Source organism: Afipia sp. DC4300-2b1 (assembly GCF_049895725.1).
Taxonomy (GTDB): domain Bacteria; phylum Pseudomonadota; class Alphaproteobacteria; order Rhizobiales; family Xanthobacteraceae; genus Afipia; species Afipia broomeae.
Window position 1 is genome coordinate 225,451 of the sequence record NZ_JAFCSX010000006.1, and the last position, 19,108, is coordinate 244,558.

Sequence of the window (19,108 nt, forward strand, 5' to 3'; positions counted from 1 at the left end):
ATGTAGCGGCACCAAGCTCATGAATCTTCCGATTTTCGGTAACAGGAGTCGCCGATGACCCAAGAAACGCTGGTGACAACGCGGATGCGGGTCGAGGGAATGGACTGCGCTTCCTGTGCGATCAAGATCGAGAACGCGCTGAAGCGCGTTGCCGGTGTTACGGAAGTCAATGTTTCCGCGTCCAGAGGAACTGTCATTGTAAAACATGACCTTCCGGACACGGAAACATTGCGCGTTCGGATAGTGGCTCTGGGCTACAAGGTTATTGGCACCGAGCACGTGTTTGCAAAGGTGGACCCAACTGTAGGGCAATCAACGGACGTGCATCAGGACGGTCACTCCCACGATCATGGTCCAATCGATGGGTCTTGGTGGCGGACGAGCAAAGGACTTCTCACGATTGCGTCCGGATCGGCTTTAGCCGCGGCATTCCTGCTGGGGAAAGCATTTCCGGCAACGGAACGTTGGGCGTTTCTGATAGCCATGCTGGTCGGGCTGATCCCGATCGGAAGACGAGCTATCTCTGCGGCGTTCACGGGCACGCCATTTTCAATCGAGATGTTGATGACGATCGCGGCCATCGGCGCGGTCTTTATAGGCGCAACGGAGGAGGCGGCCGCAGTCGTCTTCCTGTTCCTGATCGGAGAACTGTTGGAGGGCGTTGCTGCGAGTCGTGCGCGCGCCAGCATCCAAAATCTGACTGAACTCATTCCAAAGACCGCGAGGCTCGAAGAGAACGGCCAAGTTCGCGAAGTTCAGGCCGATACGCTTACGGTAGGCGCGATGATCCAGGTCCGCCCCGGCGATCGCATCCCGGCGGACGGCATCATCGTATCCGGAGAGAGTTCGATCGACGAAGCGCCGGTCTCCGGGGAAAGCATGCCTATCCGAAAGGGGCCACAGCAAAGTCTGTTCGCCGGGACGATCAACGGTGATGGGCTACTCAGTGTTCGGGTCACCGCTGCAGCCGCTGACAACACGATCGCACGGGTTGTTCGGCTGGTCGAGGAAGCTCAGGAATCGAAAGCACCGACTGAGCGATTCATCGATCGTTTCTCCCGCTACTACACGCCGGGCGTAGTCGTCGTTGCAACGTTAATCGCGACCGTCCCGCCGTTGCTCATGGGCGGTTTATGGAATGAGTGGATATACAAAGGACTGGCTATCCTCCTGATCGGCTGTCCCTGTGCTCTGGTGATTTCGACACCGGCTGCCATTGCCGCCAGCCTGTCTGCCGGTGCGCGGCGTGGGCTTCTGCTGAAGGGTGGCGCCGTGCTGGAGCAGATCGGCAAGATCACGATGGCCTGTTTTGACAAGACGGGCACGCTCACGGCCGGAAAACCGCAAGTCACCGATATCGTTTCGTTCGGTACCACAGAAGCCGATGTGCTGCGGGTCGCCGCGGCACTCGAGTCAGGATCCAGTCACCCGTTGGCGACGGCTATCCTGGCGAAAGCCTCGGAGCAGAAGTTATCGTTACCGCCGGCTTCGGATTCACAGGCCATCGGCGGAAAGGGCGTCCGTGCGACGGTCGATGGCAAACAGATCTTTCTGGGTTCGCCTCAGGCAGCCGACGATATCACGGCACTGAGCGACGAGCAAAACAGTCGCATTGTGGCGCTAAACGATGAAGGCAAGACGGTATCAGTCGTGCTGATCGACAGGATGCCTGCAGGCGCGATCGCGATGCGCGACGAACCGCGTCCGGACGCGGCGAGAGGCCTGAAGCTTCTGGCGGATATCGGCATTCGGACCTTGATGTTGACCGGCGACAATCGACGCACGGCGGCGGCGATCGGCAAACAACTTGGAATCGAGGTGCAGGCTGAACTGCTTCCCCAAGACAAGCAACGAATCGTCGGCGAGCTTCAGAAGGAGGGCTTCTCTGTTGCCAAGGTTGGCGACGGTATCAACGATGCACCGGCGCTCGCTGCTGCGGACGTCGGGATTGCGATGGGTGGCGGTACCGATGTCGCGCTGGAAACCGCCGACGCAGCGGTGCTTCACGGCCGCGTCGCGGACGTGGCCGCTATGGTTGATCTGTCGAAGCGGACGATGCTGAATATCAAGCAGAACATCACAGTTGCGCTCGGTCTCAAGGCCGTTTTCCTCGTCACCACGGTCGTCGGTGTGACGGGGTTGTGGCCGGCCATTCTCGCGGACACCGGTGCGACCGTCGTGGTGACATTGAATGCATTGCGCCTGCTGAAGCCACCCGCGATCGGACACGACGTCGAGGCAACATTTGTTTGAACAGAAGGATATCAACATGGGTTTCGACCAGTATCACGAACCGCCGGAAGAACTCTCGCAGGAAATTCGCACCTTCGCGCGGATGATCACTTCTCTGATCGAGGAGGCGGAGGCCATCAGCTGGTACGAACAGAGAATGTCTGTCGAAAAAGACAAAAGCGCCAAGGCGATCATGGCGAACGCGCAGAAGGAAGAATTCAAGCACTTCGGCATGAATCTGGAGTTTCTCTTACGCAAGAAGGTAGCCTGGCGGACCGAACTGCAGGGCATCCTTTTCACGAAGGGCGATATCGTGAAGCGCGGGGAGGCTGCCGAGAAGAAAGTCGATTGATCTGACATGGAGTAAAGTCATGGAGGAGAAAAGGTCGGGCCCGCGGACAAGGGTGCTGAAAGCCGGCACGATTGCTTTCGGCGGCGCCGTCATCGACTGCACCGTCCGAAACATGAGTACTTCCGGAGCGTTGCTCGAGGTCGCGAGTCCTCTCGGCATTCCACTTCGTTTCGTTCTCGTCATCCCTTCGGATCACATTTCTCGATCGTGCCGGCGGATCTGGGTGTCCGAACGGCGCATCGGGGTTCTCTTCGATCGCACGGACGAAGGCACGCCAGTGCAGACAAAAGGAAACGTCTCTTGAAAAGACGGTCGGCAATCCCGGTCGCGGCGTTTTTGCTGATGTCCCTGCAGGCCAGCGGGCAGTCGTCGGCGCGCAGCGGCATGGCCACGGAAAGACCGTGGGCATCCGAGCACATCGAGGGACTCCCAGTCGACATTAGACGGCGAATAGTTGCGCTTGAGCGCGTGTGCGGCAATGCGGCGGCCGCCGCCCATTACTTCGCGGTTTCAATTGAGGCAGGAGGCCGGCGCTTTGTGTCGCTGCATTTCGAGGAATTCGCCTGCGGGAACCGGGCAGCCGTCTGCAACGGTAACGGCTGTCTCCATGAAATCTACGCGGAGTCGCGTGGCCGCTATCGGATCGTGTTTAGCAGGAAGGCTTTGGATGTGAGGATGACGAACGCCGGAGGAATTGCCGGCTTAGAGGTCTCGCAGTTGGATACTAGTGAAACATATCGGTGGAACGGTCGTGGCTTCACGCCGGTTCGAACCGAAAGAAATGGACCATAGATGGCGTCTTCAATTATCCAGCACCTCCATCTCGGAGGCGCGAGCCTTAGCTATCGTAAGAAATTTCGGCTGTTCTTTACGGTTGTGGCCGTCGTCCTGGTGCTCGGATGCGTCAAGATCGGGGTGCACTATTTCGGATTGGAATTTCTCGAGCTGAACGCGCTGCTGACCAGTGGGATCGGCGGCGCCATCTTCATCATCGGTTTCCTTCTCTCCAGCATCCTCGCCGATTACAAGGAAGCTGAGCGCATACCCGCCGACATTCGCACCTCGATCGAGGCGATCGACGGCGATCTCGAATCGTTTGCTGTGGTTAACAAGGATTTCGATCTGCGCGGATGTCGGCAGATCCTGTTGGCGACGATTGACAAATTGCGAGCGGGTCTAAGCCATGCGCGCAATCACAAGGACATACCACCTGTCTTGGAAGAGGTTGCAAAGCTGACGCCGATTTTCGGGCGCCTCGAAGGGATGGGCATGGCGGCAAATTTCGTCGTCCGCCTGCGGACGACGCAGGATGTATTGCGCAGGTCGATGTTGCGCATCTATCAGATACAGCGGGTCGAGTTCGTACCGTCCGTTCACGTGCTGGTACAGACGCTGGTGTTCTCCATCGTGATCATGATGCTCTTCCTAAAGACGGAGGGGGACCCGGCATCCGCAATGATGTTCGGCTTCATCTCCTACATGTTTATCTACGCGTTGTACCTCGTCCGTCTTCTGGAGCAGCCCTTCGCAAGGGGGCATGGATCTCTGGACGACGTCAGTTTCTTTCTGTTCGACGAACTCGAAGAAAGGCTGCGAAAGTCGCTCGGCGGGGGCGCCGCCACGCAGCATAACAAACACGCGGAGGTCTAGCGATGCACGGCGGAGGTTCGACGGGAACTGCAGCGGCAAAACACGCAAATCGACTGCGTTGGGCACTGGCGCTGACCGGCACCTACATGATTGCAGAGGTGGTCGGTGCCTTGGTTACCGGCAGCTTGGCGCTGCTCGCGGACGCGGCGCACATGTTGACCGATGTCGGCGGCCTTGCGCTGGCGTTGCTCGCGATCCGTTTCGCGGCGCGTGAGGCCACTCCACAATTGACCTACGGTTATTTGCGAACGGAGGTGTTGTCAGCGCTTACCAACGCCGTAGTTTTGTTATTGCTGACAGTCTACATCTTGTACGAGGCGTATCAGCGCTTTCTAGCGCCGCCAGAAATTCTGAGCGGCCCGATGCTCATTGTCGCGGCGATCGGCCTCGTTGTGAACTTGATCAGTATGCGGTTGCTGGCCGGCGGGTCAGCCGAAAGCTTGAACGTCAAGGGCGCCTATCTGGAGGTGCTGGGCGACATGCTGGGATCCGTCGGCGTTATTGTCGCGGCCCTGATCATCATGTGGACGGGCTGGCGATTGGCTGATCCGATTATGGGTGCCGGCATTGGCCTGTTCATCGTGCCAAGGACATGGACCCTCCTAAAACAAGTGACGCATATCCTGATGGAGGGCACGCCGCCGAATATCGATTTGGCATTGCTGGAACGGAAGCTCATGGACATCCCCGGTGTGACCGCTGTTCAAGATCTGCACGTCTGGACTGTGACGTCCGGGTTTGACGCAATGAGCTGCCATCTCGTCGTCGCTGACATCTCGAAGGCCAGAGACGCACTGCAGAACGCCCGCCGCGTGATGAAGGATAATTTCGGTATCGACCACGTCACAATCCAAGTCGAGGACGATGTCTTGAGGGCGGAGGAGGCCGTGCTGCATGTTTGATGTCGAATACCGGCTCGCCACGCCTGGCGCTGTACCGCTTGCAGAAGTTCTATCCCTACGCCGCAGAACTTTTGGACACCTTGCATTATCCTCGTTACGCCAAATGAATGGCCTCAATGTTAGTCCGACCGCAGCTGAGTCACGTTCGTCCGATATTCGTGTCGGCGTAATCAACACGCCGGCGGTTCAGCAGCAGTACGGCCGCAATTTCGGCGTGTCGGTCATTCCATATCGCCCGGCGCTTCCGGTATTCACCTCCCCATTGGGTCCACGCCGATAGACGGTCCCGATGAAATCCGTCGAGCACATCTTTCAGGAATTCATCGACGCCATTCATACGGCGGAAAATGAAGGTGATTTCGAACGCATAGCGATACGCGTGGCACAGCGGCTCGGATTTCGGTGGTTTGCATATTTGCGGATAACCGATAATGAGCCGATCCTTATCTCTTCTTACCCGAAATCCTGGACCAACCGGTATTTTGCGTCGCGCTACCAGCAGCTGGACCCGGTCGTGCGCCGCGCCGCGCTCGAACATGACCTGTTCACCTGGAGCGGAGAGGCCGCAAAACCCCTGGGCACGCGGGCGCAGCGTGACTTTTTCGACGAAGCGACCACGTTTGGGATCCGGTCCGGCCTCACTGTCCCGATCCGCGGTGGCTTCGGACGTGTCGCGGCGTTCACGCTCGCCAGCGACGATCTTTCGAGAATGCCAGACTCGCTCATTGGTGAATCTAAGGAGATATTTCAGCTTCTGGGTCTCTATTTTCATAGTCATCTCACCGCGAAGCTGCAGCTCCGAGTACCCGTAATGACTCCGACCGTGACATTGACCCAGCGAGAGCGGCAATGCCTGATGTGGGCCTCGCGCGGCAAAACCGCCGCCGACATCGCCGTCCTCGCTGAAATCACGCCGCGCACCGCGAGCTTCCACCTGGACAATGCGCGCCGCAAACTCGGCGCGGTGTCCATCGCCCAATGCGTCGCCGAGGCCTTGCGCCAGGGTCTGTTGATCTAATTCCTGATTTCCGTCCGTTCCGCCGCGTTGTGTCCTAGCGATGGGCCACTTGCGCGCGTCCATGCAATGCATCACCAGCTCGAATTGAATGCGCAACATCACCCTGTTGAATCTTACAGGCGACGTACGTCGCGAAGATTTGCTTTTGTTACTGCTCCGCCAACCCGGAGGTCACAATGTATGCTATCGCGCTCACCAATCGGATGTTCGGTCAGCACCTTGATCTGCTCAACGCCATGTACCGGCTACGCCGTCGCGTCTTCAAAGAACGCCTGGATTGGACCGTTTCAGTCTCGGGGGACGTCGAATTGGATGTCTACGACATATTGAGTCCAACCTACCTGTTGGTCATGACGGGTGCCGGAAAGGTGGCAGGCAGCGTCCGGCTGCTTCCGACTACCGGGGCGAACATGTTGGCCGATACGTTCGCTATTCTGCTTGGCGGCGAACAGCCGCCATGCAGCGAACGAATTCTCGAGAGCTCGCGTTTCTGCGTCGACACCGAACTCGTGTTCGCGCTCAACGAGAACGGGTTGAACCGAGTAACTTTCATGCTGTTCGCGGCGATGATCGAGGCCGGGCAGGCTGCAGGCGCCGAGAAGATCGTCACGGTCACCGACACCCGTATGGAGCGCGTCCTGCGCCGCGCCGGGTGGCCACTTGCGCGCATCGCGGAGCCGCAACGGCTCGGGGAGACCATGGCGCTAGCAGGATACCTCGACGGATCGGATAAATCGCTGGCCGTAATGTATCGCCAGGCCGGCATCGCGGGCCCTGTCCTCGTCGAGCCAATGGCTGTGCGCGCGGTGGCATAGTTATCCCGACCTGTTGGACGCGACCGTTGTTCGGGCGAATGACGCCCGACAAATCCATCCACCTTCGTTAGGGCGTGTGGCCATGATCAGAAGCATCAAGATGGTGACTCTGCTGCAGACCTTGATCGCGGCCGAGCAGGGCAGCTTTCACAAAGCTGGCACGCTGCTCGGCATTCCCGCATCCACGGTCAGCCGCCGCGTCAGGAGTCTAGAGGCCCAGCTCGGCGTCAAGTTGTTCGACCGCCATCGCCATGGCATTCGTCCGACCGCCGCCAGCAACGCGTTTTTCAAACCGATCCGTCGCATCCTAGACGAACTCAACACGGTGCTGATCAATGCCAAAACCATCGCGCGCGGCAAGACTGGCGCGTTGAACATCGGCCTCTACGTTTCGCCGTCCTCAGGCCATCTGCGCATGGCGATCCGCGAGTACAAGCAGGCCTTCCCAAGTGTCGACGTGCAATATGTGGAAGGCGAACGCAGCCAGTTGATGGAGCGGCTCAACGCGGGTTCGATTGATGTCGCCATCGTCGCCGGTCATTTCCGCAGCGGCATGCACGACGTCGTCCCGCTATGGTCCGAGAAGATCCTGGTCGCGATGGTAGCAACCCATCCGCTCGCGGAGAAGGCCACGTTGACGTGGGACGATCTGCGCAAGGAACATATTCTGCTCGGCCGCGATCCCGGTCCCGAACTCAGGGACCATTTGTTGTCCAGGCTCAACGCATCCGGCGATCTGCCGGCCATTCGTCATTCCCATATCGGTCGAGATTTCGTGCTGAGCCTCCTCGATATCGAATCCGACATCACCCTGCTCTACGAGGCTGACACCGGAGCGCGGCACCCGGGCGTGATCTATCGTGAGATGGCCGATCACGATGGGCCGAGCCTGGTACCTTACTTCGCGTGTTGGATCACCAGCAACGACAATCCGGCGCTTCAGCACTTTCTGGATCTGCTCCGTCAGCACAAGGGTCCGCAGCATCAACCGCGCCGCGCGCGCGCCGGCTAATCCTGCTGCACGGGCTTCGCTCTGCGCGCCTTCAGGAACACGCGGTCGGTTGCCATGAAGCGCGCCAGCATCGGGGCGACGAGCTTGATCGGATCGGTCTGCTGGCCTGTCTCGCGCGTGAGAACTTCCGCATAGGCAAGGAGATCGCGGTGCACGGAGCCCGGCAATTCGGTCGTGATCTTCACAGGTTTGTCGTCGGGAAGGAGACCGAGCTTGAGCCTTGCCATGGAGTCATCCATCACGTCTTGTAAGGCGCGAGCACGAGATCGCGGTTGACAATCACGCGTACCGGGAAGCCCGGCCTGATCGTTAGCGTCGGCTGCACGTTGAGTTGGCGACGCACCAGGGTCTGGCCGCTCTGGTTGATGGTGTCCTGGCTGCCGCGGCGCAACGCGCGAACCAATGAGTTGTCACCGCTGAGCACGAGTTCGCTGCCGATCCCAAGCAGCGTCGAGATCGCCGCCGCTCGCAGAAGATTGCCCCAGTGATAGTCGACGCCATCCTCGAGGCCGGCATAGCCCTGGCTGTCGGCGCCGGACTGGCGCTCCAGCACAATCGACTTGCCGTTCGGCATGATGATCCGGCTCCACACTAGCAGCACACGCGATTGGCCGAACGAAATCTGGCTATCGTATTGCCCGATCAGGCGTGCGCCCTGCGGGACCAGCAGGAATTTCCCGGTCGGGCTGTCGTACACATTCTCGGTGACCTGCGCGGTGATTTCACCGGGCAGGTCGGAACGGATGCCGGTGATCAGCGCCGCCGGAATCACAGCGCCGGCTTGAACAATGTAGCGCGACGCTGGCTTCTCGATCCGGTCCGGACTGACGGTACGCTTGTCGGCGGCAGCATTGACGAAGGCGAGCTTGCGGTCCTGCATGTTCTGCAACGAGTCCGGATCGAGTGGCGGCTTGCCGTCGGCCACTGTCGCATTGGCCGTGGACGTTGCGGGAGACGCGGCGCTGCTTGACGCGGTCTGCCGCACGGAGGTCGAGGCGAAGACGCGGCTGACGCGGGCCGCTTCGTTCTCCTGCACGATCCGCTGTTCGCCGGCATCGAGCCCCGCGGTCGAAGCGCCTTGCGCGGCGAGGATCGGCCGCCCGAGATCGCCGGGAAGGGGCGGGCCGAGTTGCGGTACCGTGCGCGGCGGCGGCACCGTTTCGCGAGGCAGCCCGGCATAATCCTTCGGCAACGTCTGAAGTCCGTCCGCCGTAGTCTTGTGGTCGGTGCTGTAAAGCTCGGTGCCGTTGTCCTGGCGCACCGAGCGCGATTGCAGCGCCCAGATCATCGCGCCGAGCACGGCGATGCCGACGATACCGCCGAGCCCGGCCAGCACCTTGCGCGACAGCCTGGTCACGCGCGGGCGCTCAGGCCGCAGCCGCAATTGCGCCGTGAGCGCGTCGTCGGGATGGGGACGGGGATCGCTCACCATAGTTTCCATCCGTCGGTGCGCACGATCCGGACCTTCTGCTGATTGTCGCCGCCGAGACGAAGTTCGGCCGCGGCGAACAGTCGATCGACGATGTAGTAGTTCTGGCGGGCGCGGTAGTTGACGAGTTCGGCACCGCCGTCGCTGCCGATCACGAACAGCGGCGGCATCTCGCCTTGCGTAATTCCGTGCGAGAACTCGATGTAGACCTTCGACCCGTCATCGAACACCTGGGTTGGTCGCCACGGCGGCGTGTCGCCTTCAATGCTGTAACGGAAACGTAATTTGCCGAGATCGAGGCCGCTGTCGATCGGTGCCGCCGCATCGGCAGCCACATTCTGCCGGCGCAGCGCGATCAACTGGTCTTGCGGATATTGCCACGACACCGAGGCCATGTAGGTCTTCTCGGTGGAGCGCAGCTCCATCAGGTAAGTCCGCCGGTCGGTGTTGATGATGAGATTGGTGGTCAGATCCGCCCGCGTCGGTTTGGCCAGGATGTGGATGCGTTTGGTCGGACCCGCACCGCTTTCGGTGTCGCCGATCACCCAGCGCACCGTATCGCCGGCGGCGACCGGGCCGGAGCCGACCAGTTGTTCGCCCTCTTGTAACGCGATGTCTGTCACTTGGCCCGGCGCCGTATAGACTTGATAGAGCGCGCCATCGACAAAGGGATAGACCTGCACGGCGTTGAGATAGCCATGCCGCGTCGGCTGCACGCGCGCGGCGTCATTGGCCTTGGCGACCCGTTCCTTCGGGTCTTTCGGTTCAGGTTTCGCCGTGGTCTTGCCCGGCAGCGGCTTGAGCTGGCCGGGAAGGGGAAGGATCTTGGGGAGTTCGACCACCTGGATCGGCTTCGGCGGTTCGCTTTGCAGCACCGCCGGTTCCAGATCGTCGTATCCGATCTGCGGCGGTTTCCAGTTGTTGGCGCACCCGGCCACCGGGACGGCGCATAGCATAATGTGCAGCAGGGATCTGGATTGCATCAGCCGAGCTCCTTCGACCAGTTGAGGGCGTGAATGAAGACCCCGAGCGGATTGCGGCGCAGCTTCTCTGCATCGCGCGGGGTCTCGATGACGATGGTGAGAATGGCGGTCCAGCGTTCGGTCGCACTAAGGCTGCCGTTCTCGTAACGGCGCTCGACCCAGGCGATCCGGAATGAATCCGCCGAGGCGCGGATCACGCTGGAGACATTGACCGCGATCTGGATCTTGCCGACTTTGGTGAAGGGATCGTTGGTGCGGGCATAATCATTGAGCGCGATCGCGCCGCGGTCGGTGACGAAGTCGTAGGCTGTCAGCCAATTCTGCCGAACGATGATCGGATCGACCGGGATCGACCGCACCTGCTCGATGAATCTCGCCAGATGCCAGGCGACCTGGCCGTCGGTCGGTTTATAGTCGGCGATCGCTGGCGCCACGGCTTGGGCCTGGCCGAGCTGGTCGACCTGCACCACCCACGGCACCACGGTGCCGCGCATCGCGTGCCAGACGAGACCCCCGGCAAGTCCGGCGGCGAGCGCGAGATTGCCGAACGCGATCAGCCGCCAGTTGCGCGCCTGCACCCGCGCCGAGCCGATGCGCTCGTCCCAAACTTGAGCGGCTTTTTGATACGGCGTCTCGGGCGCTGGCGTCTTGCCGTAGCGGACGCTGGGTCTGCGGAATGGATTCATGCGCGGTCATCCTGATTGAGAGGAACGGAATTCGAGCCGCCGTGATCGCCGGAGCGGACCGCGTGGGCGGCAGTGGATGCGCCGCTTTTCATGCTCTGGACCCGGTGCAGGCGTTGCGCCCAGGTGGGGGTGCCGGCGCTCGGTGAGGACGATGATGATGACGAAGACGACGGCGACATCCCGGCGAGCGAACCAACGCCGCGTGCGCCGGCACCCATCGCGCTGCCGGCGATGCTGGCGCCGGCGCGGGCTCCCATAGCTCCCGCTACACCCAGTCCGCCAGCCGCGAGCGCCGTGCCGACCGCGGCTCCGGCGCCGAGTTGCGGCGCGCCTGACACGAGGCCCGCCGCGACCGAAGGCGCGAAGATGCCGAGCCCGAACAGCGACAACGCTGCCAGCATGATCGCGAGCGCGTCCTCGATGGTCGGCTGATCGCCGCCGAAGCCTTGCGTGAATTCGCTGAAGAGCGAGGTGCCGATACCGACGATGACGGCGAGCACCAGGATCTTCACGCCGGAGGCGACGACATTGCCGAGTACTTTTTCGGCAAGGAACGACGTCTTGTTGAACAGCGCGAACGGAATCAGCACGAAGCCGGCGAGCGTCGTCAGCTTGAACTCGATCAGCGTGATGAAGAGCTGCACCGCCAGGATGAAGAAGGCGGCGACGACGATGACCCAGGCGACCAGCAGCACGAAGATCTGCACGAAGTTCGTGAAGAACGAGACGTAGCCCATCAGTCCGCTGGCCGCCTCGAGCAATGGCTTGCCGGCATCGACACCGACCTGGGCGAGTTTGCCGGGCCGCAGGAAGTCGGCCGACGACAGCGCCGAACCGGCAGCCTTGAGCCCCAACTGGGAGAAGCTCTCGAACACCACCCGGCACAGGCTGTTGAAGTTGCCGATGATGAAGGCGAAGAAGCCGATATAGAGTGTCTTCTTGATCAACCGCGCGATGACGTCGTCATCCGCGGACATCGCCCAGAACAGGCCGGCCAGCGTAATGTCGATCCCGATCAGCGTTGTGCTGAGGAACTGGACATCGCCGCCGACCAAGCCGAAGCCGGAATCGATGTAGCGGGTGAACACGTCGAGGAAGCGATCGATGACACCGGTGTTGTTCATGGCTCACTTCCCCACGGGTGGCGGCAGGATGCGCTGGCGCGCTTCCGCCCAGGCGCTTTGGCAATCGGCATCGTCGGCAGCAGCTTTTGGCCCCAGCGCGCTGCAGCGCAGCAGGCGGGCATCGAGCGGATCGCTTGCCGGCGGCGGAGCCTCGTCGCGGGCTTGCCGCAATGGGATCGTGCAGCCGGTCGCGGCGAGCGCGAGTAACGAGAGGACTGCGGTGCGAACGAGGGTGATCATGCGTGGCCTCAATGGAACATCTGGACGGATTGCGGCTGATAGCCTCGGCCGCTCGTCAAGAATCTGCGCACCTGCTCGCGGGCCTGGTCTTCACCGGCGGTCTGCCGCGCCTGCTCGATCGACTGCGCGCGGCCTTGCGCGGCGACGAGCGCGGTCAGATCGGCCATCTGCCGGGCCTGCACCGCGAGCAATTGATTGCCGGCTTGGCTGACCTGCAGCACGCCGACCGCCGATTGGCTGGCGCCGATCAAGGTGTCGGTATGTGATTGCGTGGCGAGGAGGTTGTTGACGGCGGTCGCGCCGACGCTCATCGAATGCTGGAACGCCGAGACTGAGGTCTGCCAGCGATCACGCGCGCCATTGATCAACTGCTGATCGCTCTGCGACGCACTGAAGCCCTGGTACTTCTGGAACGTCTGCTCGATCGCCTGGACGTCATAGGCGATCTTGTCGACCTGCTTGAGCAGGTTCTGGGTTTGCGTGAAGGTGCGGTCGATGTCGTTGAGCAGTGACGTCGGTAGGCTGGTGAGATGCCGGGCCTGATTGAGCAGCATCTGAGTCTGGTTCTGCAACGCCGTGAGCTGGTTATCGATCTGCTTCAGCGTATTCGCCGCCGTCATCAGGTTCTGGCTGTAGTTCGACGGATCGAACACAGCGATCTGCGCCGGGCAGGGAACGGCCGCGAGGAGGGAGGCCGAGATTGTAATGACGACTGCAAGCGAGCGGATACGAGTCATGGCGATGGCTCCGTGATGAAGGTGGGAAGAAGGTCGGCCGCCCAGTCATTGCCCTTGCGGCGCAGCCACGCGGCGGCGAACCCGTCGCGGCCGTGCTCGGCAACGAGTTCGGCGATGGTGACCTGGTCGGTCTTGGACGACGCGGCGGTGAAGGCGAGCGCGGCATCGCCGAGGCCGAGCTCGAACAGGCGGTTGCCGCGGCGGGACTGGCAGTAGTAATCGCGCTTCGGTGTCGCCCGGCTGATGATCTCGATCTGGCGGTCGTTCAGCCCGAACCGGTGATAGACCGTCATGATCTGCGGTTCGATCGCCCGCTCGTTCGGCAGGAACAGCCGGGTGGGACAGCTCTCGACGATGGCGGCCGCAATCGCGCTGCCCTCGATGTCGGCGAGGGATTGCGTGGCGAACACCACCGAGGCGTTCTTCTTGCGCAAGGTCTTGAGCCATTCGCGCAATTGCTGCGCGAAGCCGATGTCGTCGAGCGCGAGCCAACCCTCGTCGATAATCAGGAGCGTCGGTGAGCCGTCGAGCCGGCCTTCAATGCGATGGAACAGATAGGAGAGCGCGGCGGAGGCCGCGGCGCTGCCGATCAGGCCCTCGGTCTCGAACGCTTGCACCGGCGCATCGCCGAGGCGTTCGGCCTCGGCATCGAGCAAGGGGCCGAATGGCCCGCCTAGACAATAAGGCCGTAGAGCCTGCTTCAGGGCGGTCGATTGAAGAAGAACAGAGAGTCCTGTCAACGTCCGCTCGCCGGCTGGCGCGGAGGCCAGCGACGTTAGCGCGGTCCACAGATGCTCCTTGGCTTCCGGCGTGACGGTGATGCCTTCGCGGGCGAGGATCGACGCGATCCATTCCGCCGCCCAGCCGCGCTCGGCCGCATCGTCGATCGCAGCCAGCGGCTGCAACGTAACGGAGGTCGCGCTGTCGTCGGACAAAGCGCCGCCGAGATCGTGCCAGTCGCCGCCCATGGCGATCGCCGCGGCGCGTATGCTACCACCGAAATCGAACGCGAAAATCTGGCTGTGCTCGTAGCGGCGAAACTGCAGCGCCATCAGCGCCAGCAGCACGGACTTGCCGGCGCCGGTCGGACCGACGATCAGGGTGTGGCCGACATCGCCGACATGGACAGAGAACCGGAACGGGGTCGCGCCTTCGGTCTTGGCGAAGAACAGCGGGGGGGCACCGAGGTGCTCGTCCCGTTCCGGCCCCGCCCATACCGCGGAGAGCGGAATCATATGGGCGAGATTGAGGGTGGAGACCGGCGGCTGTCGGACATTGGCGTAGACATGGCCGGGCAGGGAGCCGAGCCAGGCCTCTATCGCATTCACCGTCTCGACGATGCAGTTGAAGTCGCGGCCCTGAATGACCTTCTCGACCAGCCGCAGCTTCTCGTCGGCGGTGCGCGGATCGGCATCCCACACCGTGATGGTCGCGGTGACATAGGCCTGGCCGATCATGTCGCTGCCGAGCTCTTGCAAAGCGGCGTCGGCATCGGCGGCCTTGTTGGCCGCGTCGGTATCCAGCAGCGTCGAGGCCTCGTTGGTCATCACCTCCTTCAGGATGGCCGCGACACTCTTCCGCTTGGCGAACCATTGCCGGCGGATCTTGGTGAGCAGCTTGGTGGCATCGGTCTTGTCGAGCATGATCGCCCGCGTCGACCAACGATACGGAAACGCGAGTTGGTTCAACTCATCCAGAACGCCGGGGAAGGTCGCGGTCGGAAATCCGATCACGCTGAGCGTTCGCAGATGTTGCGATCCCAATCGCGGCTCAAGTCCGCCCGCCATCGGCTCATCGACCAGCAACGCGTCGAGCTGCATCGGGATCTCGGGCACCCGCACGCGATGGCGTTTGGTCGAGATACAGGCGTGCAGGTAAGTCAGCGTCTCGCTATCATCGAGCCACGCGGCGTCGGGGACAAAACCTTCGATCAGTTGCAGCACGCGCCCGGTGCGATCGATGAATCCGCGCAGCACCTCGTGGCCATCGACACCGCCGCGCTCGCGCCCTTCATAGAGCCAGGCTTCGGCGCGCGCGGCGTCTTCCGCCGGCGGCAGCCAGCACAGCGTCAAATAATAAGCGCTCTCGAAATGCGCCTCCTGCTCTTCGAACTGCGCGCGGCGCTCGGCATCGACCAACGCCGACACCGGATCGGGAAAGCGGCTGTCCGGATAGCGGTTGGCGGCGTTGCGCTGCGCCTCGACGAAGATCGCCCAGCCCGAGCCCAATCGTCGCAACGCGTTGTTGAGACGCGCCGTGGTGCCGACGAGTTCTGAAGGTGTCGCGGAATCCAGATCTGGTCCGCGAAACCGGGCGGTGCGCTGGAAGCTGCCGTCCTTGTTGAGGACGACGCCGGGCGCGATCAGTGCAGCCCAGGGTAGGAAGTCCGCGAGGAGAGCAGGACGCTTGCGATATTCGGCGAGGTTCATCATCGTGTTACCCTCCGAAATGCGCGGGATAGCGCAGGTGACGCCGCACGACATCGACGAATTGCGCGTCGCGCTTCGCGGCCCACACCGCGGCCGCGTGTCCGATCGCCCACAGCAGGAGACCTGGAATCCAAAGCCGCAGGCCGAGGCCGATCGCTGCCGCGAGCGTGCCGTTGGCGATGGCGACCGTGCGCGGCGCGCCGCCGAGCAGGATCGGGTCGCTCAAGGACCGATGCACGGGCGCGTAAAAGCCGGGAACGGGTTCGACGGGCTCAGTCATCAGATCACCGCACCGCCGCCGAACGAGAAGAACGACAGGAAGAAACTCGACGCCGCGAACGCGATCGACAACCCGAACACGATCTGGATCAGCCGCCGGAAACCGCCCGAGGTGTCGCCGAAGGCGAGCGTGAGTCCGGTCGTCACGATGATGATGACCGCGATGATCTTGGAGACCGGCCCCTCGACCGATTGCAGGATCTGATTGAGCGGTTGCTCCCACGGCATGTTGGCGCCGGCCGCGTGTGCGGGAAGCGTGGTCAAGGCGAACAAGATCGCCGTGATGGGCAGACGGCTTGGCGGACGAACGCGATGGACGATCATGATGAGATACTTTCGGGGATGGTTTCGGGGTTGCTGGAGACGAGGACGTAGTCGCCACCCGGCGCGAGCTCGCGGACCGCGGCCAACTCGGCGACGCGGCGTTGGGAGCCGCGGCCTTCGAGGACGACGATGAGATTGATCGTCTCCGCGATCAGCGCGCGCGGCACGGTGACGACTGCTTCCTGGATGAGCTGTTCGAGGCGGCGCAACGCACCGATGGCCGAACCGGCGTGGATGGTGCCGATACCGCCGGGATGGCCGGTGCCCCAGGCTTTGAGAAGCTCCAGCGCCTCGGCGCCGCGCACTTCGCCAACGGGGATTCGGTCTGGCCGCAGCCGCAATGACGAGCGCACCAGGTCGGACAGCGAGGCGACGCCGTCCTTGGTGCGTAGCGCCACCAAGTTCGGCGCCGCGCATTGCAGTTCGCGCGTATCCTCGATCAGCACCACGCGGTCGGAGGTCTTGGCGACCTCGGCCAGCAGCGCGTTGACCAGTGTGGTCTTGCCGGTTGAGGTGCCGCCGGCCACCAACACGTTTCGGCGCTTTTGAACGGCGAGGCGCAGCAGATCGGCTTGTCGCGATTGCATGATGCCAGCGGCGACATAATCGTCGAGCGTGAACACCGCGACCGCCGGCTTGCGGATTGCGAATGTGGGGGCGGCGACGACAGGCGGGATCAAACCTTCGAAGCGCTCACCGGTTTCCGGCAGTTCGGCGGAGACCCGTGGCGAACCCGGATGCACTTCGGTGCCGACGTGATGCGCGACCAGGCGTACGATGCGCTCGCCATCGGCCGGCGACAGCCGTTCGCCGGTGTCTTCCAGTCCACCCTTGAGCCGATCGATCCAAAGCCGGCCGTCGGGGTTGAGCATCACCTCGACGACGGATGAATCCTGCAGGAAGGTGGCGATGGCCGGGCCGAGCGCCGTGCGCAACATGCGTGCACCGCGAGACGCGGTTTCATCGAAGCGTGCGGTCCCAGCCATCGCGTCCCCCAAGCCGTTCGGTCGCGTATGCACCGAACGTCGGGGACAAGTAGAAAAGGCATGAACGCCCACTCCGCAACAAGCCAATGCTGGTGGGCGAAGGATGGCGTAGACAAACTTGCGATCGGCGGAATCGACACGTCGCTGATTGGCCGGCGGTAAGATGAACTGGCCGCTGTGAAGGTGCTAGGCGGCGCGTGTGCCAGCCGAAGAACGGACCGACATCAACGGCACGACGCGGGGCGAAGCGGCCGGTACGAGGGAGGGGGAGGATATGGTTTTCGCGGAGACGCCCCGACCTTGTTCGTCGCATTCCCGGGCATAGGCCAACACCGTCTCCGCGTCACGTCCGAGCAACATGCTGGCGATGCGTCGCGCCCGCGCGGCGCGGGCCTGCCAAAGCGACGGATCGGACGACTGAGTTTCGGCCATGGCGCGACTCATCAATGGCTGCGACATCAAATGATGGCGAGAGAAAATTCGAAGTACAATCCTTGTCATTCTCGCGATTTTGAGTCCTTGGGCCGATTCGGGTTTGACGCTGACGCGACGGGGAGTATGTCCGGCGTCTAATCGAACTGTTTGGTCATACGGCCCGAGCAGATAACGGGATACATCTGCTCTTCCTGCGCCACTGGCAAAGCAGCGCTTCGCAGAACCGCTGCGGCGCGGTAAGTAAAAAAGATACTCCTATTGCGATCACCAAAATGCTTCCCGCTACACCCGAAGAGAAACAGGACATCATCGACTACCTGCGTTCGCAGGCTCCCGACCTCACGGTCGAGTTTCTGCAGAAGGTCTATGTCGAGAACGTCTTGAGCCATCAACACGCGGGAAGCGCTGCTAGCGTCCACAGGCGCTGCGCAAATTGTGTTGCCTAGGTCGGGAAACGCCACGGAAAAGCCCAAGCAAGCGGATTTCAAGGCACGGGTCGAGCATGTGTGTTCGGTCAGCCTCGCAGGCCAGACGCACGAGCAACGGCGTCACCTCTTCAAGACATCGCTCGATGAAGCATGGCGTTTTTCAAATTGGCTGACCCATATGGCGAAAAATCCTATCGTGCCGGACGAAGGCCTGTTCCTGGAGGGACGTTTGATAGGCACCGCTCAGGTCGGCGATCTTGGCGATCGCGCGCCTGTCGCCCCAAATGATCTGCACGAAAGCGAGGCCCCAGTCGCCGCAGAATTCATCCGCGGTCAGGCCGTTCTCGGCAGCTAGGCGTGAGGTGAAGCTGGTCGGCGTCTCGCTTGGGCCAAGCGGGATGGTGAGCGGCAGCCGGGTCAAAATTTCGCCCGCTTTCGGGTGCGCTTCTTTTTCTTGTGCCTCAGGGCGAGAATTCGCTGAAGGGAGACACGAAAACCCCGATAGCGGCGGGCGCGATAATCACATTGACCATCAAAACCGCCGAGGGAAAATCGGGACAGGTAAAATTCAAAAAGTAGGAAAATCAATTGCGGGGCGAACTCCCTGACGGATTGGATGCCATTCAACGAACAAGATCGTGCGATCACATCGGTTATGCGATCCAAACCCGTTGCCCGCCACGCCGGCCGGGCGTTGGCTCGGTCTGCGGCCCCTGTCATTTCTTTTGCTTTGTTCGCAGCCGATGCAGGGCGGGAGCTGCGAGCAGTCAGAAGCCGCCTGCAGTGCAAGTCGGTCCGAGCGCAGCCTTGGTAGGTGCCGTGTCTTCTTCTCTTACAGGGCCGGAGCCAACGCATCGATGATGCGGCAATCAGCAATCGTTCCACAACTGCATTGGTTGATCACGCTATCCAACTCGGCCCGGAGGGCCGGGGATGTCCCGGTCAATGTTGAAATTGGAGGGCAGGCGTTGCTCACCTTGAGCCTGTAGGCTCGGGGTGTCGAATCCGCAAAGGAGAGCAACGCCATGAAGAAATCTACCACATCTC

The 19,108-nt window shown here is 61.9% G+C and carries 22 protein-coding genes and 1 pseudogene; 9 read left to right on the forward strand and 14 right to left on the reverse strand.

Annotation, left to right across the window (positions count from 1 at the left end; all coding sequences use genetic code 11):
• Positions 1–54: 54 nt before the first annotated feature.
• From ACP7AL_RS23505 to ACP7AL_RS23545, 9 genes are all read left to right on the forward strand, one after another.
• Positions 55–2,253, forward strand: coding sequence for a heavy metal translocating P-type ATPase (locus ACP7AL_RS23505; protein ID WP_024920106.1), 2,199 nt, complete (start codon positions 55–57; stop codon positions 2,251–2,253).
• A 16-nt stretch (positions 2,254–2,269) separates the two neighbouring features.
• Positions 2,270–2,584, forward strand: coding sequence for a hypothetical protein (locus tag ACP7AL_RS23510; protein ID WP_024920105.1), 315 nt, complete (start codon positions 2,270–2,272; stop codon positions 2,582–2,584).
• Between the two features lie 19 nt (positions 2,585–2,603).
• Entirely contained in the window at positions 2,604–2,888 is a 285-nt protein-coding gene (locus tag ACP7AL_RS23515; RefSeq protein WP_024920104.1) for a PilZ domain-containing protein, read from the forward strand.
• A complete protein-coding gene (locus ACP7AL_RS23520; protein ID WP_024920103.1) occupies positions 2,885–3,376 on the forward strand; it encodes a hypothetical protein in 492 nt (163 codons plus the stop codon). Before ACP7AL_RS23515 ends, ACP7AL_RS23520 begins: the two co-directional genes overlap by 4 nt.
• The gene (locus ACP7AL_RS23525) at positions 3,377–4,234 is read left to right on the forward strand and encodes a hypothetical protein (RefSeq protein WP_024920102.1); all 858 of its coding nucleotides are present in this window, start codon (positions 3,377–3,379) and stop codon (positions 4,232–4,234) included.
• A gap of 2 nt (positions 4,235–4,236) precedes the next feature.
• A complete protein-coding gene (locus tag ACP7AL_RS23530; RefSeq protein ID WP_024920101.1) occupies positions 4,237–5,136 on the forward strand; it encodes a cation diffusion facilitator family transporter in 900 nt (299 codons plus the stop codon).
• Positions 5,137–5,425: 289 nt separating this feature from the next.
• Entirely contained in the window at positions 5,426–6,154 is a 729-nt protein-coding gene (locus ACP7AL_RS23535; RefSeq protein WP_024920100.1) for an autoinducer binding domain-containing protein, read from the forward strand.
• Positions 6,155–6,330: 176 nt separating this feature from the next.
• Positions 6,331–6,969: an acyl-homoserine-lactone synthase gene (locus ACP7AL_RS23540; RefSeq protein ID WP_024920099.1), complete on the forward strand. Its 639-nt coding sequence runs from the start codon at positions 6,331–6,333 to the stop codon at positions 6,967–6,969.
• 13 nt (positions 6,970–6,982) lie between these two features.
• Positions 6,983–7,981: a LysR family transcriptional regulator gene (locus tag ACP7AL_RS23545; RefSeq protein WP_235099770.1), complete on the forward strand. Its 999-nt coding sequence runs from the start codon at positions 6,983–6,985 to the stop codon at positions 7,979–7,981.
• On the opposite strand, the gene ACP7AL_RS23550 is transcribed toward ACP7AL_RS23545, so the two are convergent.
• The 14 genes and pseudogenes from ACP7AL_RS23550 to ACP7AL_RS23615 form a co-directional block, all read right to left on the reverse strand.
• Positions 7,978–8,208, reverse strand: coding sequence for a DUF2274 domain-containing protein (locus ACP7AL_RS23550; RefSeq protein ID WP_024920097.1), 231 nt, complete (start codon positions 8,206–8,208; stop codon positions 7,978–7,980). The genes ACP7AL_RS23545 and ACP7AL_RS23550 overlap by 4 nt on opposite strands.
• Before the next feature lie 11 nt (positions 8,209–8,219).
• Positions 8,220–9,413 carry a TrbI/VirB10 family protein gene (locus ACP7AL_RS23555; protein ID WP_024920096.1) on the reverse strand — a complete coding sequence of 398 codons (1,194 nt, stop codon included), beginning with the start codon at positions 9,411–9,413 and terminating at the stop codon, positions 8,220–8,222.
• Positions 9,407–10,393: a P-type conjugative transfer protein TrbG gene (gene trbG / locus ACP7AL_RS23560; protein ID WP_024920095.1), complete on the reverse strand. Its 987-nt coding sequence runs from the start codon at positions 10,391–10,393 to the stop codon at positions 9,407–9,409. The genes ACP7AL_RS23555 and trbG overlap by 7 nt, the downstream gene beginning before the upstream one ends.
• Positions 10,393–11,079, reverse strand: coding sequence for a conjugal transfer protein TrbF (trbF, locus tag ACP7AL_RS23565; protein WP_024920094.1), 687 nt, complete (start codon positions 11,077–11,079; stop codon positions 10,393–10,395). Before trbF ends, trbG begins: the two co-directional genes overlap by 1 nt.
• Positions 11,076–12,203, reverse strand: a complete 1,128-nt coding sequence (trbL, locus tag ACP7AL_RS23570) for a P-type conjugative transfer protein TrbL (protein WP_024920093.1) — start codon at positions 12,201–12,203, stop codon at positions 11,076–11,078. The genes trbF and trbL overlap by 4 nt, the downstream gene beginning before the upstream one ends.
• 3 nt (positions 12,204–12,206) lie before the next feature.
• Entirely contained in the window at positions 12,207–12,443 is a 237-nt protein-coding gene (trbK-alt, locus tag ACP7AL_RS23575) for a putative entry exclusion protein TrbK-alt (protein ID WP_235099773.1), read from the reverse strand.
• 8 nt (positions 12,444–12,451) lie between these two features.
• On the reverse strand, positions 12,452–13,180 hold the full coding sequence (trbJ, locus tag ACP7AL_RS23580; protein WP_024920091.1) for a P-type conjugative transfer protein TrbJ: 729 nt from the start codon (positions 13,178–13,180) through the stop codon (positions 12,452–12,454).
• A complete protein-coding gene (gene trbE / locus ACP7AL_RS23585) occupies positions 13,177–15,612 on the reverse strand; it encodes a conjugal transfer protein TrbE (protein WP_024920090.1) in 2,436 nt (811 codons plus the stop codon). Before trbE ends, trbJ begins: the two co-directional genes overlap by 4 nt.
• Positions 15,613–15,616: 4 nt before the next feature.
• Entirely contained in the window at positions 15,617–15,889 is a 273-nt protein-coding gene (locus ACP7AL_RS23590) for a VirB3 family type IV secretion system protein (RefSeq protein ID WP_024920089.1), read from the reverse strand.
• Positions 15,889–16,212: a TrbC/VirB2 family protein gene (locus tag ACP7AL_RS23595; RefSeq protein ID WP_024920088.1), complete on the reverse strand. Its 324-nt coding sequence runs from the start codon at positions 16,210–16,212 to the stop codon at positions 15,889–15,891. Before ACP7AL_RS23595 ends, ACP7AL_RS23590 begins: the two co-directional genes overlap by 1 nt.
• The gene (gene trbB, locus ACP7AL_RS23600) at positions 16,209–17,198 is read right to left on the reverse strand and encodes a P-type conjugative transfer ATPase TrbB (RefSeq protein ID WP_024920087.1); all 990 of its coding nucleotides are present in this window, start codon (positions 17,196–17,198) and stop codon (positions 16,209–16,211) included. Before trbB ends, ACP7AL_RS23595 begins: the two co-directional genes overlap by 4 nt.
• Before the next feature lie 1,023 nt (positions 17,199–18,221).
• Positions 18,222–18,482 (reverse strand): TniQ family protein, encoded by a 261-nt coding sequence (locus tag ACP7AL_RS23605; protein WP_152544149.1) that lies wholly within the window; start codon positions 18,480–18,482, stop codon positions 18,222–18,224.
• Entirely contained in the window at positions 18,479–18,781 is a 303-nt protein-coding gene (locus ACP7AL_RS23610; protein ID WP_152544148.1) for a hypothetical protein, read from the reverse strand. Before ACP7AL_RS23610 ends, ACP7AL_RS23605 begins: the two co-directional genes overlap by 4 nt.
• 112 nt (positions 18,782–18,893) lie before the next feature.
• A pseudogene (locus tag ACP7AL_RS23615) lies at positions 18,894–19,108 on the reverse strand (MerR family transcriptional regulator); the annotation flags it as partial.